The organism is Thermanaerosceptrum fracticalcis (genome assembly GCF_000746025.2).
GTDB lineage: Bacteria > Bacillota > Peptococcia > DRI-13 > DRI-13 > Thermanaerosceptrum > Thermanaerosceptrum fracticalcis.
Genome location: NZ_CP045798.1, coordinates 2,469,147 through 2,484,845, shown reverse-complemented (window position 1 = coordinate 2,484,845; position 15,699 = coordinate 2,469,147). Strand labels below are relative to the sequence as shown.

The window sequence follows — 15,699 nt, the reverse complement described above, 5'->3', positions numbered from 1 at the left end:
CAACTGCCAACTGTCAACTGTCAACTACCAACTACCAACTAACTGTGGAGGGGTGAGGAGTTTGTCTCGTTTTCCCTATGGCGGGCAGGCAGTCATTGAGGGTGTCATGATGCGTGGCCGTAAGAACCTGGCCATTGCCGTACGCCGGGCGCCCAACGATATAGTCCTGGAGACCCAAATGATCAGTTCTATTGCCGAACGCTATCCTTTTCTCAAGTGGCCTGTTTTACGGGGCTTTATTGCCCTGGTGGAAGCCATGGTTATTGGCGTGAGGGCTTTGACTTATTCGGCTAATCAAGTGGTTGAGGGTGAAGGACAGGGGGAATCTATCGGACCCTGGGAAATGGCCTTTACAGTAGCCTTCTCTCTGGGTATGGGTATTGGGCTCTTTTTCCTGCTGCCGGCGGGGTTAGCCCATCTCCTGGAAAGATACGCAACAAATGCTGCCTGGCAGAACCTGATAGAGGGAATATTCCGCATTACCATTTTTTTGGCCTATGTTGTGGGTATTTCCTTTTTAAAGGACATCCAGCGGGTTTTTCAATACCACGGCGCCGAGCACAAAGTGATTCACACTTATGAAGCCGGAGAAGCTTTGACTGTGGAGAACGCCAGGAAATTTTCTACCCTTCATCCCCGCTGCGGTACCAGTTTCCTGCTGGTCGTGATGGTCATCAGCATTCTGGTTTTTTCACTTTTAGGCAAGACTACCATCTGGATAAGACTTCTCTCCCGGATTGTTCTTTTGCCCGTGGTGGCCGGTCTTTCTTATGAGTTTATCAAAGCTGCGGGCCGACACCAGAACAACCCTGTGATGCATATTTTAAGTTTGCCGGGAATGTGGCTGCAAAAATTAACTACAAGGGAGCCCGATGATGAACAACTGGAAGTGGCTATCCGCGCTTTAAATAAAGTCCTGGAGACTGAAGAGGGAGTAGAATCCATCAACTAACAACTGCCAACTAACAACTAACAACTGATAAAGTGGAGTGTGTCAGCAACAATGTTGGAAAAACTGGAACATCTGGAAGAACGTTATGAAGAACTAAGCCGGCTCTTAAGCGATCCTGAAGTGATAAGCAATCAGAGCGAATGGCAAAAACATGCCAAGGCTCATGCCGCTCTGACGGAAGTGGTTTCCACTTTCCGGGAATATAAAGATGTGGTGAAAAATATTGCCGGCAATAAAGAACTCTTAGAAGATAAATTGGAACCCGATTTTCGTGAACTGGTAGAGGCGGAATTAGAGGAACTGAAAGAAAAGAAAGAGGACCTGGAAAAACGCCTGAAGATTCTTCTTCTGCCCAAGGACCCCAATGACGAAAAAAACGTTATCATGGAGATCAGGGGAGGAACAGGAGGAGAGGAGGCGGCCCTCTTTGCCGGCGACCTCTTGAAAATGTACAGCCGTTATGCCGAAAAACAGGGCTGGAAGACGGAGATGCTTTCGGCAAACTTAACGGATATTGGCGGGATTAAAGAAGCCATTATCATGATTGAGGGACGGGGTGCCTACAGCCGGCTAAAATTTGAAAGCGGTGTGCACCGGGTGCAGCGGGTGCCGGAAACAGAATCAGGCGGCCGCATCCATACCTCAGCGGCCACTGTTGCCGTTTTACCCGAAGCGGAAGAAGTGGATGTACAGATCAATCCCAACGACATCAGAATTGATATCTTTTGTTCCAGCGGCCCCGGCGGGCAGTCCGTCAATACCACCCAATCGGCGGTGCGTATAACCCACATACCTACCGGTCTTGTGGTTTCCTGTCAGGATGAAAAGTCCCAGCATAAGAATAAGGATAAGGCTATGAAAGTCCTGAGAGCCCGTCTCTTGGAAAAAGCCCAGGAAGAACAAATGGGAGAAATGGCCAGCGCCAGGAAAACCATGGTGGGAAGCGGAGACCGCAGTGAGCGCATCCGCACCTATAACTTCCCGCAAGGACGGGTGACTGACCACAGGATAAACCTTACTTCTTACCGCCTGGAGGATGTTCTCCAGGGGGAGCTGGATGAATTTATTGATGCCTTGATCACAACGGACCAGGCAGAAAAACTAAAGAAGGTGGAGTAATGCACAAAGGGAAAAAGCCGCAGACTGGAAGAGAGGCCCTCCGGTGGGCGGCTTCTTTTCTCGAAGCGATGGCCATGGAACAAGGACAAGCCCGGTTGGAAGCCAGGCTTCTTTTGGCCAAAGCCTGGAATAAGGCGATGGTTTCCTTAGTAACCAGTCTCCACGAAGATCTTCCCGGGGAAGTCTGGCAGAGGTTCACCGGCTTTGTGGAACGCAGGGCGGCCCATGAGCCCCTCCAGTACATCTTAGGCAAGCAGGAATTTATGTCTTTGTCTTTTATGGTTACTCCTGCGGTTTTAATACCCCGCGGCGATACGGAGGTGCTGGTGGAAGAAGCCATTCGCCTCCTGCAGGGACGGGAGAACCCCAGGATTGTAGATTTGGGAACAGGCAGCGGCGCCATTGCCGTAAGTTTGGCTTATTACCTGCCGGGGGCAAAAATATGGGCGGTGGATATCTCCGCCGAAGCTTTGGCTGTGGCAAGACACAATGCCCTGTGGCATAAAGTGCATGAACGGATCTGTTTTTTGCAGGGTGATCTTTTTGCGCCCCTCCCACCCCAAATAAAGTATGATCTGATTGTTTCCAATCCCCCTTATATCAGCGAAGAAGAATATAACGAATTGCCTACCGATGTTAAAAAAGAGCCTGCCCTGGCCCTGTTGGGGGGAAAAGACGGCCTGGACTATTACCGTAGAATCGCTGTCCATGCCCCGTTTTTTCTGGAGAGAGGGGGGGCATTGCTTTTGGAGATTGGCTGGCGGCAGGCAGAAATGGTTAGACGGTTCCTCCAGGACAATGGATATACGTCCATCCGGATCCTCCGGGACCGGGGAGACAGAGACAGAGTAGTTCTTGCAGAAAGAAGTTAATAAAAAACTAACATATTTTGTTTCCAGCCACATAAACCTTGAGTATTAAAATGCACGGATGAGGTAATTAGTCATGATGGAGCAATGTACAGGCGATCTTGTGGTTTATGCTGGTTTGGGGGCAATTTTTTTATTTGTCCTGGTGGCTCCTTTTGTTTCCAGGGGTGTAGAGAAGAACCTGGAGCCCTTTCTGTTTATCATGGGATTGGCTGCTGTCCTTTTAACGGGCGATTTGACCCTGGACTTATTAAGAACGGCCCTGGTAGAGCCGCTGCCCATTTCTCTGGCTGTACTGATTACAGGGTTTTTGTTTTACCTGGGTAAAGACTGGTTGACCAAGGCTACAAGTTGTGTCAGCCGGCAAATACCGCCAGCCGTATTGCATTTTCTTATTGTTGTGATACTGGGGCTTTCTGCCAGTATTATTACGGCTATTATCGCTTCGCTGGTCCTGGTGGAAGTGATCTTACTTCTGAATTTGGACCGGAAAAATCGGGTTGTGCTTAGCGTTCTGGCTTGTTTTGCCATAAGTTTGGGAGCAGTACTAACGCCTCTGGGTGAACCCCTTTCCGCTATTGCCAGTGCCAGACTCAAAGTAGATTTTTTTTACTTAATGCGTTTGCTGGGCTTATATCTTATTCCAGGAATTTTCTTCATAGCCTTTTTAGCAGCTCTTTGCGTGGGGGCTACCCGCAAAAAGGGAGCCGCTTTTCAGAGAGCTGGGATGGATATAAAAGAAGTAATTCCCAGGGCATTTAGAGTTTATATCTTTATTATGGCCTTAATCTTTCTGGGTGAAGGTTTCCGTCCCCTAATTGACCGGTATGTAGTCCCCCGGGACAGCAGGATTCTGTACTGGATTAATATGATCTCTGCTGTTCTTGATAACGCCACTTTGGCTGCTGCCGAGTTAACCCCCTCGATGAACAGGCAGCAGGTCTCGGGATGTCTTATGGGGCTCTTATTAAGCGGTGGTATGCTTATTCCCGGCAACATACCCAACATTATTACGGCCAGCCGGCTGCAAATTGCCAGCAGTGAATGGGCCAGGGTGGGCATCCCCCTGGGGTTGGGCCTGATGATTTTTTATTACGTAATCTTATTCTGATTAATGCAAAACTTATTTTTCCCCGCCCTAAATGTGGTACAACTGTATAATTATCAGAAAAGGGCAACTTAATAGTAATGATTAGGTTGTTGAATAATCCGGTATTAATATGTAAAATTAGTACATATTGAAATTGTGACAATAAATATGTTTTAATAAATATGTTTTAATAAATATGTTTTAATAAATATGTTTTAACGTAGTTTAGTCAGGAAACCTCTGAAAATCAATTTTAAAATACTAATAAAGATAAGAATCTCATAACAATTCATGTTAAAATAGAGGAAAAGAGAAAGGGGGAAGGGGGAAGGGGATTTCCAAAGAGATTATGCAGAGAGGGGTGAAGTGCCTGCTATTTGGAGATGGGTCTGCAAAAAGTTAGATAATAAAGAGAAAAAAGAAGCATATTTTCCGGAGTATATAAGGGTAGATATTGTTGTGTGTTGTGGTGCAGGGAACCGCTATCTTATTTCAACATTTAATTCTTATTTATTCATTATTGTTTATTAGGTGGTATGCTAATGAATAAAAATGCAGACAAAAAAACAAAAATTAATGGCTCAGAGTTATTGCAGTTTATAGTTCTTACAATAACTCTTTTTGGCTTTTGGCTAATTCTTTCGGGTATGATGAAGACCAAGTTCCTTATCATAGGCTTTGGTACGTCCCTGGTTACGGCCTGGCTTACGCGGTCCTTGCTTCGCTTGCCTTCTGCAGCCGGGCAGAATGAGGCCTTTTTGGCTTTCCATTTTCCATATTTGAAGTACCTGACCTACTGGCTCTGGCTTTTAGGGGAAGTTGTCAAAGCCAATATTGATGTTGTCAAACTGGTGCTTGACCCCAAAATGCCGATTAATCCCCAAATTATAACTTTTAAGAAACCTATGGCCAACCCTATTGCTCATGTTACCCTGGCAAACTCCATTACCCTTACACCTGGCACGGTAACCATTGATCTTGAAGATGGAGTCTATTATGTTCATGCCATTACGGAGGAAGCTGCCCGCTCTCTGGTCCCTGAAGAGGGAGAAGGGGATATGCTCAGGCGTGTTGCCTGCCTTTTCCATGAGCAGGAGACTGTGGCGAGAGGGGGAGAAATGTCATGACTATAGATAACCTTTTTGTGGCTTTGGTGGTGGGACTGGTAATTCTGGTTATGCTCATGATGATCCGTGTTTTCCAGGGCCCTACTGTCTATGACCGCTTGAATGGTTTGGGGGTAATTGGCACCGATGCTATTCTTGTTTTAGTCCTGCTGGGTTTTTTGAGTGGACGGGCAGATATGTATGTCGATATTGCCATCTCCTATGCGATCCTTGGTTTTATAGGTTTGGTTGTTATTGCCAAATATCTTGAGGGGAAAGGAGACAGCGACGTATGAAAATACTTGCAGTTTTATTTTTATTAGCGGGCTTTTTCTTCACAGCCGTAGCTGCTATTGGCGTCCTTCGTTTCCCTGACTTTTATACACGTCTGCATGCCTCTGGAAAAGGGGATACTTTAGGGATTGCCCTATCTCTTATAGGTCTGGCTATTTACGAAGGGTTTTCCTTGGTTAGTCTCAAACTCATGTTCATTGTTATTTTCATTTTCCTGGCCAACCCCATTGGAACTCATGTCTTAGCAAGAGCCGCTTTCCGGTCAGGGGTTAAACCATGGACAAAAAAGGGGGAGTAGTACGTGAAGGAGTTGTCATTAATTGCTGTCCTTCTGGTGTTAATGGTGGTTACGGGGACCCTGGCCCTCTTTTTAAAAGATTTACTGGCGTCAATAATCCTTTTTAGTGCCTTTAGTTTTTTTGCCGTGCTGATATATCTTGCTCTGGGCGCTCCCGACGTTGCCTTTACTGAAGCTGTTGTCGGCGTGGTGTCCACCACTTTCTTTATTGCCGCCCTCAGGAGATTGAAAAGGGGGTGCTCAAGGTGACCAGGTTGTTGACTTTTCTGGCTATAGGCCTTATGAGCCTGATGCTGTTTATTACAACTAGTGGCCTACCTATGCTCTTTGATCCCAATTCTCCTGCGGCAACTCATGTTTCTCCCCGTTACATTGAAAAAAGCCATGAGGAGACAGGCTCACCCAATTTTGTTACAGCTGTTTTAGCTGATTACAGGGGTTATGATACCCTGGGTGAAACTACCGTTATTTTCACTGCCGGCATTGCTGCTGTCTTATTGTTAAGGGCCGCCAGAAAGCATTCTGACTGCCTTCCGGGAGGGGATGAAGAATGAACAGGAAATTTGGCACTATTATACTGGATACAGCCTTTAGATATCTTGTTCCCTTCATTTTGGTTTACGGGATGTATGTTTTAATGCATGGTGAATACAGTCCTGGCGGTGGCTTCCAGGCAGGAGCCCTCTTTGGCATTGCTGTGGTTTTAGGCCGCCTGATCCAGGGCGAGGAAGCCATGCTTAATATATCCGGTAACACGGCCATTATCCTGGCTGGAATTGGCACCTTTATATACGGTTTTATCGGTGTCTTAACCATGTTGTTCAACGGGAACTTTTTGGAGTATGGCGCATTTCCCCTCAATATGGCGGAGGCAGACAGGCATGCCCTGGGTATCCTTGGTATTGAAATCGGGGTTACCATCTGTGTAATGGCCACGATTATAGCAATTTTTGATGCGCTTACCAGAAGGGAAGAGTGGTAGTATGCAAGAACTGTTTTCCCAATATTTCATATACTGGCTGATTTTAATCCTTTTTATGGTAGGGCCTTTCGGTATGATTTATAAAAAGAACCTGGTAAAAAAACTTATGGCCATGAATGTTATGCAGGTGGCAGTGATTATTTTTTTCCTGGTTCTTGGACAAAAAACCGGCGGAACATTACCTATTGAAATGCATGGTTTGGCAGGGGTAGAAAACTATATTAACCCGCTTCCTCACGCCCTGATGCTTACGGCCATAGTTGTAAGCCTCAGTACGACAGGTGTAGCCTTAGCCTTGTTGATACTGATTCAACGGCGTTACGGGACCCTTGAGGAAGACGAAATGCTACGGAGGATGAATCAATGAGAGAACAGCTCCCTGCCTTAATAATCATTGTTCCGCTTTTGGCCGCCCTTGCTGCGCCTCTAATTGCGTATCTGTCTACCAGGTTATTACGGATAGTTATTATCGGCGCTATCCTTGTTTCTCATCTTAGCGCCTTAGGGACTTTACTGCGGGTTTTGGCTGAAGGACCGTGGCACTATAGGTTCGGCGGCTGGCTGCCCCCCTGGGGGATAGAATACGTTATAGACCCCTTAAGTGGCAGCATGGCCGTTCTTATCTCCTTTATCAGCCTGGTTGTTGCTATCTACTCAGGCCCCTTCTTTAAAGCCGATACCTGGTTGAGAAAAGGGATATTTTATGCCCTTTATGCCTTGCTGACCACAGGCCTTCTGGGAATGGTGGTAACCGGGGACGTCTTTAACCTCTATGTCTTCCTGGAAATTTCCTCTCTGGCGGCTTATGCCTTAATTGCCTCAGGAGGTCATAAAGCTACTGTGGCCGCTTTCCGTTATCTTTTAATCGGAACGGTGGGAGCTTCTTTCTATCTCCTGGGTATTGGCTACCTTTATGCCATTACCGGATCACTTAATATGGCGGACCTGGTTCACAGGCTCCAGCCCTTAATGGATTCTCCCGCTGTCTTAACTGCTGTGGTCATGCTGGTAGTAGGGATGGGCATTAAAATGGCCCTTTTCCCTATGCACGGGTGGTTACCTGATGCCTACACGTATGCACCCCCACCTGCCACAGCCTTTATATCCGGGGTAATGACCAAGGTATCAGCCTATGTTCTTTTCCGCTTTTTCTTCTTTGTACTCGGCGCTATGAACGGTCCGGTTCCCGCTGCTCTTACCGTTGTTGGCTGGGCTGCGGCTGTCGGGATTATTATTGGCTCGGTCATGGCTATTGCCCAGACTGATTTTCGCAGGATGCTGGCCTACTCCAGTGTGGCTCAAATCGGTTACATTGCCCTGGGTTTAGCCATCGGCAATACATTCGCCCTAATTGGAGCTGTCCTGCATATCCTGAACCACGCTGTCATGAAGAGCTGTCTCTTCCTGGTAGCCGGAGGTGTTAAATGGAAAACAGGGGAGCATACCATCGAGAAATATGCTGAACTGAGCCGGAGGATGCCTTTGACCATGGGGGCCTTTCTTATTGCCGCCCTTTCCATGGTTGGACTTCCGCCTACTGCTGGCTTCTTTAGCAAGTGGTACCTGGTGCTGGGAGCCATGGAAGCCCGGATGTGGCCGTATATCGTTGTCATCATCCTCAGCAGCCTTTTAAATGCGGTCTATTTCTTCCGTGTTATTGAACATGTATATATGAAAAAAGCTGAACCCAAGGCTACAGAAGAGAACGGGGGCGGCAGGGAACTGCCCGTTGCCATGCTGGTGCCCATTGTCCTTTTGGGTGTAGGCATTTTAGTCATCGGGGTATTGAATGAACCCATTGTTACACAAATTCTGCAATATGCACTTCCGGGGGGTGGGCGATAGATGGCCGTTGATTTTGTACTTGATTACCGGCCCCTGTGGGCGGTGCTGATTTCTATGGTAGCTGCCGGGTTAATATTGTTGAGTGGCCGGCATCCCAATCTTCGGGAATCCTGGACCATATTGGCGGCATTTGGTAAAGCAGCTATCGTTTACTCCATGCTGCCCACGGTTTTAGCGGGTACGGTACTGGAAACGACGCCCTTAAATATCGCTAAAGGGATCAGTTTACATCTCCGGGTTGATACCATGGGCATGCTTTTCGCTGCCTTGGCATCAGCCCTGTGGGTGGTTACTTCTTTCTATTCTATTGGTTATATGCGGGAGCTGGATGAAAAACACCAGACCGGTTATTTTGCCAGTTTTGCCGTGTGTCTCTCCGCTACCATGGGGATTGCTTTCGCAGCCAACTTGCTGACCTTCTTCGTATTCTACGAGATCCTGACTATAGCCACTTACCCTCTGGTTATTCATAAGCGTAACGAGGAGGCTATCAATTCAGGCCGTAAATACCTGGTCTATACTCTCGTTGCCGGTCAATTGTTACTGATAGGGATCATCTGGACCCAGCTCCTGGCAGGAAGCGGTGATTTCCAGGCCGGGGGTTTCCTGGCTGGCAAGGCTTCCGTGGGAGTCTTACAGACCATCTTTGTGCTAATGATCATAGGTACTGCCGTTAAAGCGGGCGTAATGCCCCTCCACGGCTGGCTTCCCGCGGCCATGGTGGCTCCCACGCCTGTCAGCGCCCTGCTCCATGCTGTGGCCGTTGTTAAGGCCGGCGCCTTTGGTATTCTCCGGGTCATCGGCTTTGTTTTCGGCCCCAAGTTGTTGGCTGAAATTGGTGTGGCCACGTTTCTGGCCTGGGTGGCAGCCTTTACCATTATTGTTTCTTCCCTCATTGCCCTGGCGCAGGATAACCTGAAAAGGCGGTTGGCTTTCTCAACTGTAGGCCAATTGTCTTATGTGGTCCTGGGAGCTTCTCTTTTGACTCCTTTGGGTTTCTTGGGCGGCATGTATCATATTATTGCCCATGCCTTTATGAAAATCACTCTCTTTTTCTGTGCCGGCGCTGTTTATGCCACTCACCACATTTCCAATGTCAGCGAAATGAGGGGAATAGGACGAAAAATGCCTTTTACCATGGGGGCCTTTGCTGTTGGCTCGCTGGGGATTGCGGGGCTGCCTTTCCTTGTAGGCTTTATCAGTAAGTGGAATATTGCCCTCGGCGCCCTGCAGGGCGGACAAGGAATATTTGTTGCGGTACTCATTGGCAGCGCCATGCTCAGCAGTGCCTATTTCCTTCCTATCGTTTATATGGCCTTCTTTAAGGAGCCTGAGGAAATGACTCACCATGGAGATCACCACGGGCAGCATGGAGAAGCCAACCTGGCCATGCTCATTCCCCTGGTAATCACGGCTGTCTTCTCGTTGATCCTGGGGGTACTGCCCAATGCCGGCGGAAGTTTTTATGACCTGGCGGTTATGACGGCTAAAAGCATTGTGGGTGGCAATTTGATGGGAGGAGGGTGGTAATATGTCAACGAACAAGGTGCTGGTTATCAGTGGTGCCGTACTTGTATTATCCATCCTCATTGAAATGATCTTTGTTCACCATCACGTTTACTACTGGTGGCATGGTTTTATCGGTTTTGACATCATCTACGGTTTTCTGGGCTGTGTGGCTATAATTGTAGTTTCCAAATTCCTGGGCAAGGTCTTTATCCAGAAAGCAGAAGACTATTACGGCGGAGGTGAAGACAATGAATTTTGAATTTCATCCCGGTTTTATCCTGCTTTTGGGTGCCATTTCAGTAACTGTCCTGCCCCTCTTTTTCCGCCGTGTAGTCATGGTGCTGGCTCCCCTGCTGGCCATTGCGGCTGTCTTTGCCCTGCAGGCAGGCACAATTTGGTCCTATCCCTTTATCAACGGCCTGGAACTGATCCTGTTAAAAGTTGATCGTCTTTCCTGGGTTTTTGCCCTGATTTTCAGCATCATGGCCCTGTTAGGCAATATCTATGCCCTCCATATCAAAAACAGGGGGGAAAGTGCCGCAGGTCTGGCTTATGCCGGCAGTTCCCTGGGCGTGGTGCTGGCCGGTGATTGGGTAACCCTGATCTTTTTCTGGGAGCTTATGGCTGTGACATCTACCCTTTTAATCTGGTACAGAAAGGCTCCTCAGGCCATCAGTGCCGGTTTCAGGTACATTCTGGTCCATTTCTTTGGCGGCAATCTCCTCCTGGCCGGGATCTTCCTCAAAGTCACCGGGGGAGAACCTTTGATTACGGTTCTGACGGGAACAAATGACCTGGCTTTTTGGCTGATTTTACTGGGCATTTCCATAAATGCGGCTATTCCCCCTCTTCATGCCTGGCTGACAGATGCCTATCCTGAGGGAACGGTCAGCGGAAGTGTTTTCCTCAGCTCATTTACTACCAAGGTTGCCGTGTATTGTCTGATCAGGGTTTTCCCCGGTACGGAACTTTTAATCTGGGCCGGCGTAATCATGGCTCTCTACGGTGTGGTTTATGCCGTACTGGAAAACGATATCAGGCGACTTCTGGCCTATCATATCATCAGCCAGGTAGGTTACATGGTGGCTGCCGTTGGCATGGGTACCGATCTGGCCCTGAATGGCGCTGTATCCCACGCTTTCAGCCATATTCTTTACAAATCCCTCCTCTTTATGGGAGCGGGAGCTGTAATTTATGCCACCGGGCGGCGTAAGCTCTCTGAACTGGGTGGCTTTTTCCGGGAAATGCCGGCTACGGTCATCCTTTATACCGTAGGTGCCTTTTCCATCTCAGGTGTACCCCTTTTCAACGGGTTTATCAGCAAATCCATGATTGTTTCCGCTGCTGCCTACAACCATATGCCTGCAGTAGAACTTCTCCTGTATTTGGCCAGCGTGGGTACCTTTTTACACACAGGTCTGAAACTCCCCTATTTCATGTTTTTCGGGCCTGACCGCGGCCTTAAGCCCGGAAAAATCCCCTTAAATATGCATGCAGCTATGATCGGCGGAGCCTTTCTCTGCACCATGTACGGAGTAGTCCCCTCCCTCCTATACCAGTACTTGCCCTTTGCTGCCACCTATGAGCCATATACCCTGGACCATGTGATTTCCGCTGTGCAGCTTCTGGTAGCAACACTGGCTGCTTTCTGGTTATTCATTCCTAAACTCGGTGGTGAGCCCACCGTTTCCGTAGATACTGACTGGTTCTACCGGCGGCCCCTGTATTACCTGACAATTTCCCTGGTCAACTTTGTCTCTAGTGTACGGAACGGTTCCGGGGTATGGGGCAACAGGCTCCTTGAAGCAGTAGTGCCCTTTTTTAGAAATCCCCTGGTCCTGGTTCCCCAGACTGGGGAAAATGGTCCTCCGTCTCCTTTCTACCAGGAGGACAGGTACCGCTTCCCGGTGGGGATAACGGTCCTGATGAGTGTTATTGTTTTTGTCGTTGCCCTTTCATATATCTGGTTGACCTGAAGCTAAGGGAAAAGACGCAAGCCTGGCCTGCGTCTTTTCCTTTTTTGGCTGATGTGCTGCCCTGTCACCAATTCACTTTACATAAACAGTGCCATAGGGTGTGGAATAAAAATATGTGCTAACTTTCTAAACTTGTAAATAGTATAATAGTAAAAAATCTTTACATGCCTGGTAAAATAAGTGTTATACTATTTCTTAAAGTCGTGACAAAGAAGGTTGCAGACAATGAAAACTCTTATCTGGCAAGTAGATCCTTCCTTTATTCCGGACAGGATCATCAAAGATGCTGCCCAAATTATTAAGGAAGGGGGTCTGGTAGCCTTTCCCACGGAAACGGTCTACGGCCTGGGTGCCAACGGTCTAAGTCCCGAAGCAGTGGCTAGAATATTTCGCGCCAAAGGCCGCCCCTCGGACAATCCTTTAATCCTGCATATCGCTGATGTACATGCCGTCTATACTTTGGCTAAAGATATACCCCCTGCTGCTTTCCGGGTCATGGAGCGCTTTTGGCCCGGTCCCCTGACACTGGTCTTACCTAAACAAGATGTCATTCCCCGGGAGGTTACCGCAGGTTTGGCTACCGTAGCCTTAAGGATGCCCAGTCATCCTGTAGCCCTGGCTCTGATCAGGGAGGCCGGGGTTCCGGTAGCCGCACCCAGCGCCAACCGTTCCGGGTTGCCCAGTCCCACCACGGCCCAGCACGTCTGGGATGACCTGGCAGGAAAGATTGAAGCTATTCTGGACAGTGGACCCACAGGTGTGGGTTTGGAATCTACAGTGCTGGATCTAACGGAAGATAGACCGGTTATTTTGCGGCCCGGCGGCATAACGACTGAGGATTTACAGGAGGTGCTGGGGGAGGTTTCAGTTGATTCCGGCCTCGCTGCCCCGGAAGCTGTCCCTAAAGCTCCAGGCATGAAATATACCCATTATTCACCCCAGGCGGAAGTGATCCTTGTCGAGGGAACTCCGGAAAATGTTTCGCGTAAAATTAGGGAACTTGTGGAACGCTACACTAGACAGGGTAAAAAAATAGGTCTCTTGTTGACGGATGAAACATGGCGGCTTTTAGGGAGCCTTCCTGTCACCTACGGTAAAAATATGGGTACCCGTTTAAATCTGGCAGGAATAGCCCGGATAATTTACGGCGAGCTCCGTTATTGCGACCAGGTGGGTGTGGATGTCATTTTCACAGAGACCTACAGCCAGGAAGGGTTAGGCAGTGCTTTGATGAACAGGCTCTTAAAATCTGCGGGCTATCATGTCATAAATGCCTAATGTAAAGCCCCTATCTTGCATATGTATGTATAGTAAAACTTCCGATTACCGACCGCCGACCAGCAACTTCGATAGTAATAACAAATGCTCCGAAGATAATACACATTAATTCGGATATCGGAAAGCGGATATCGGAAAACGTTCCTTTATTCGAACTATCAACTAAATCGGGGTGTCACATGAATTATTCAGCCGTACTCCTGGTTTCCATAGCTTTAGGGATTGACGCCTTTTCTGTAGCAATCGGCATTGGTCTGGCAGGCATAAGACGAAGGGAAATCTATCTGGTTTCGGGAGTCGTTTGTCTTTTCCATATTTTCATGCCCCTTTTGGGACTAACCTTAGGAACTTATTTGGGCAAGGTGGCGGGACCCGTTGCCTCTGTCATCGGTGCCCTTGTGCTTATTACCATCGGGCTCAGCACTATCTGGGAGAACATCAGGGAGCTGGGATGGGGTGGGCGAGTGGTTTCTCCCGGTACGGGTAAAGTCAGTGACGTAATTAACATCGGCAATCCTGTGAGCCTGGCTGTGATGGCTGCCAGCGTAAGTTTGGATGCCTTAACCGCCGGATTTAGCCTGGGTACTTTACGGGTAGACTTAACCCTTACAGTAATCACCATGGGTTTAGTAGCCGGGGTTATGACTGCCGGCGGTCTAATTTTTGGCAAACGCCTGAACAGGACCATTGGCGAAAGAGCCGAAATCCTGGGCGGCGCCATTCTGGTACTGATAGGGCTTAAGTTCTTGTTCTGAAGTTGGCAGTACTACCGACTACCGATTGCCGACATCGGATATCGGGAAGCGGATCTCGGAAGTCGTAAAAAAAGATATCGGATATCGGGAGGCGAAGCCGTATTCGCCAAAAAGTTTACGGTTCACGTCATCACGGTTAACGTTCCTGGGTTTACGGTTTACGTTAAACGGTTTACGAAAAAATTACCGGTCACTGGACACCGGACACTGGTCACGGTTTACGGTTAACGGTTAACGAAGCCGCTTACTGCATTTCTTCTGGTGAGGTGGGTTTTGTGAATACAGTCAAAAAGGTGCTTTTCGTGTGTACCGGCAACACCTGCCGCAGCAGCATGGCTGAAGCTCTCGCCAGGTATTCCCTGCAGGAAAGAGGGGGAGTACTTTCCCAAATACAGTTTTTGTCAGCGGGAACGGGGGCAGCCCCGGGAGATAGTGCTTCTCCCCAGGCCCGTTCTGTGCTCTGTGAATGGGGAATTGATTTGTCGTCCCATCGTACCAGGGAGGTTACAGAGGAATTAATTAATGACGCGGACCTGGTCCTGGTCATGACGGCACGTCACAGGGACTATCTCTTCCAGCGCTTCCCAGAAGCCAAAGGGAAGGTGTACTTGCTGGCCGAATATGCCCTGGGAACTGAGAAAGACGTATCCGATCCTTTTGGACAACCCCGGGAAGCCTATTTGGCCTGTGCTAAGGAACTAAAGGGATATATCGAAAAAGTCCTGGATAGGATGCTGGGAGAAAATACCATACAATAGGGGCCAAGTATACTTGAGAAACAGGAAGGAATTTGTCTTTTTAAGGCGAAGTAAAAAGTTTAGTTGTTTTCTACTAAGGAAAGGGGACACACCTGCTGAAGTTTGGGTAGTTCCGAAAGACAGGAATGTCCCCATCGGTATTGGACACACCCGCTGAAGTATGAGCCGTTCTTTGGGGAAGGGAATGTCCCCAATAATTCTTTGGGGAAGGGAATGTCCCCAATATAGTGTTTTTAAGGAGTGATCCTTTTGAGAATAGCCATAGGTTCTGATCATGGGGGATATCAACTGAAAGAAGAAATAAAAAAAGCGCTCTTAGAAAAAAAATACGAGATCAAGGATTTTGGTACCCATAGCACCGATTCCTGCGATTATCCCGATATAGCCCTGCCTCTGGCCCAGGCCGTGGCCGCAGGGGAATTTGATAAGGGTATTCTCATCTGTGGCACGGGGATTGGCATCAGTATAGCCGCCAATAAAGTACCGGGAATCCGGGCGGCCTTATGCCATGATACTTTTTCAGCCAGGGCATCCCGGGAACATAACGATGCCAATATTTTGGCTTTAGGCGAGCGCGTGATTGGCAAAGGATTAGCCCTGGAAATCGTGGACGTATGGTTAGCTTCCGAATTTTCCGGAGGCAGGCACCAAAAACGGGTGGACAAGATTGCGGCCATTGAGAAGCGGTGTACTTGTTAGTTGGCAGTTCGCAGCAGTTTAGTTACTAGTTATTAGTTACTAGTTACTAGTGGTTTTCATCGGAATTCGGATGTCGGATAACGGAAGTCGTCAACTGGACACTGGTCACTCGACACTGGACTCTCGTCGCTAAAAGTCGGAAGTCGGTTATCGGAAAGCGAGTGTGAAA

General features: G+C 48.3%; 19 protein-coding genes. All 19 read left to right on the top strand.

Features of this window, described 5'->3' with window-relative positions:
- Positions 1 to 61 precede the first annotated feature (61 nt).
- Complete coding sequence (locus tag BR63_RS12635; protein WP_034420564.1) at positions 62 to 952, top strand: DUF1385 domain-containing protein; 891 nt, start codon at positions 62 to 64, stop codon at positions 950 to 952.
- A 51-nt stretch (positions 953 to 1,003) separates the two neighbouring features.
- On the top strand, positions 1,004 to 2,071 hold the full coding sequence (gene prfA / locus BR63_RS12630) for a peptide chain release factor 1 (protein WP_034420565.1): 1,068 nt from the start codon (positions 1,004 to 1,006) through the stop codon (positions 2,069 to 2,071).
- Entirely contained in the window at positions 2,071 to 2,943 is an 873-nt protein-coding gene (gene prmC, locus BR63_RS12625; RefSeq protein WP_034420566.1) for a peptide chain release factor N(5)-glutamine methyltransferase, read from the top strand. The genes prfA and prmC overlap by 1 nt, the downstream gene beginning before the upstream one ends.
- Positions 2,944 to 3,016: 73 nt before the next feature.
- On the top strand, positions 3,017 to 4,051 hold the full coding sequence (locus tag BR63_RS12620; RefSeq protein WP_243269984.1) for a DUF1646 family protein: 1,035 nt from the start codon (positions 3,017 to 3,019) through the stop codon (positions 4,049 to 4,051).
- 521 nt (positions 4,052 to 4,572) lie between these two features.
- A complete protein-coding gene (locus tag BR63_RS12615; protein WP_051965465.1) occupies positions 4,573 to 5,157 on the top strand; it encodes a Na+/H+ antiporter subunit E in 585 nt (194 codons plus the stop codon).
- Positions 5,154 to 5,432: an MrpF/PhaF family protein gene (locus BR63_RS12610; RefSeq protein WP_034420567.1), complete on the top strand. Its 279-nt coding sequence runs from the start codon at positions 5,154 to 5,156 to the stop codon at positions 5,430 to 5,432. Before BR63_RS12615 ends, BR63_RS12610 begins: the two co-directional genes overlap by 4 nt.
- The gene (gene mnhG / locus BR63_RS12605) at positions 5,429 to 5,728 is read left to right on the top strand and encodes a monovalent cation/H(+) antiporter subunit G (RefSeq protein ID WP_034420569.1); all 300 of its coding nucleotides are present in this window, start codon (positions 5,429 to 5,431) and stop codon (positions 5,726 to 5,728) included. Before BR63_RS12610 ends, mnhG begins: the two co-directional genes overlap by 4 nt.
- Before the next feature lie 3 nt (positions 5,729 to 5,731).
- Positions 5,732 to 5,977: a Na(+)/H(+) antiporter subunit B gene (locus tag BR63_RS12600; RefSeq protein ID WP_034420570.1), complete on the top strand. Its 246-nt coding sequence runs from the start codon at positions 5,732 to 5,734 to the stop codon at positions 5,975 to 5,977.
- Positions 5,974 to 6,282, top strand: coding sequence for a hydrogen gas-evolving membrane-bound hydrogenase subunit E (mbhE, locus tag BR63_RS12595; protein ID WP_034420571.1), 309 nt, complete (start codon positions 5,974 to 5,976; stop codon positions 6,280 to 6,282). Before BR63_RS12600 ends, mbhE begins: the two co-directional genes overlap by 4 nt.
- Positions 6,279 to 6,710 carry an MnhB domain-containing protein gene (locus tag BR63_RS12590; RefSeq protein ID WP_034420572.1) on the top strand — a complete coding sequence of 144 codons (432 nt, stop codon included), beginning with the start codon at positions 6,279 to 6,281 and terminating at the stop codon, positions 6,708 to 6,710. Before mbhE ends, BR63_RS12590 begins: the two co-directional genes overlap by 4 nt.
- 1 nt (position 6,711) lies before the next feature.
- A complete protein-coding gene (locus tag BR63_RS12585) occupies positions 6,712 to 7,077 on the top strand; it encodes a cation:proton antiporter subunit C (protein WP_034420573.1) in 366 nt (121 codons plus the stop codon).
- Complete coding sequence (locus BR63_RS12580; RefSeq protein WP_034420574.1) at positions 7,074 to 8,555, top strand: complex I subunit 5 family protein; 1,482 nt, start codon at positions 7,074 to 7,076, stop codon at positions 8,553 to 8,555. The genes BR63_RS12585 and BR63_RS12580 overlap by 4 nt, the downstream gene beginning before the upstream one ends.
- Positions 8,556 to 10,085 (top strand): monovalent cation/H+ antiporter subunit D family protein, encoded by a 1,530-nt coding sequence (locus BR63_RS12575; RefSeq protein WP_034420575.1) that lies wholly within the window; start codon positions 8,556 to 8,558, stop codon positions 10,083 to 10,085. It abuts the gene before it with no gap.
- A 1-nt stretch (position 10,086) separates the two neighbouring features.
- Positions 10,087 to 10,323, top strand: coding sequence for a hypothetical protein (locus BR63_RS12570; RefSeq protein WP_034420576.1), 237 nt, complete (start codon positions 10,087 to 10,089; stop codon positions 10,321 to 10,323).
- Positions 10,313 to 12,040 carry a Na(+)/H(+) antiporter subunit D gene (locus tag BR63_RS12565; protein ID WP_051965466.1) on the top strand — a complete coding sequence of 576 codons (1,728 nt, stop codon included), beginning with the start codon at positions 10,313 to 10,315 and terminating at the stop codon, positions 12,038 to 12,040. The genes BR63_RS12570 and BR63_RS12565 overlap by 11 nt, the downstream gene beginning before the upstream one ends.
- A gap of 225 nt (positions 12,041 to 12,265) precedes the next feature.
- The gene (locus BR63_RS12560) at positions 12,266 to 13,318 is read left to right on the top strand and encodes an L-threonylcarbamoyladenylate synthase (protein WP_034420577.1); all 1,053 of its coding nucleotides are present in this window, start codon (positions 12,266 to 12,268) and stop codon (positions 13,316 to 13,318) included.
- 179 nt (positions 13,319 to 13,497) lie between these two features.
- Positions 13,498 to 14,073, top strand: a complete 576-nt coding sequence (locus BR63_RS12555; RefSeq protein ID WP_034420578.1) for a manganese efflux pump MntP — start codon at positions 13,498 to 13,500, stop codon at positions 14,071 to 14,073.
- Positions 14,074 to 14,348: 275 nt separating this feature from the next.
- Positions 14,349 to 14,831: a low molecular weight protein arginine phosphatase gene (locus BR63_RS12550; protein ID WP_034420579.1), complete on the top strand. Its 483-nt coding sequence runs from the start codon at positions 14,349 to 14,351 to the stop codon at positions 14,829 to 14,831.
- A 249-nt stretch (positions 14,832 to 15,080) separates the two neighbouring features.
- Entirely contained in the window at positions 15,081 to 15,530 is a 450-nt protein-coding gene (rpiB, locus tag BR63_RS12545) for a ribose 5-phosphate isomerase B (protein WP_034420580.1), read from the top strand.
- The last annotated feature ends 169 nt before the right edge of the window (positions 15,531 to 15,699 follow it).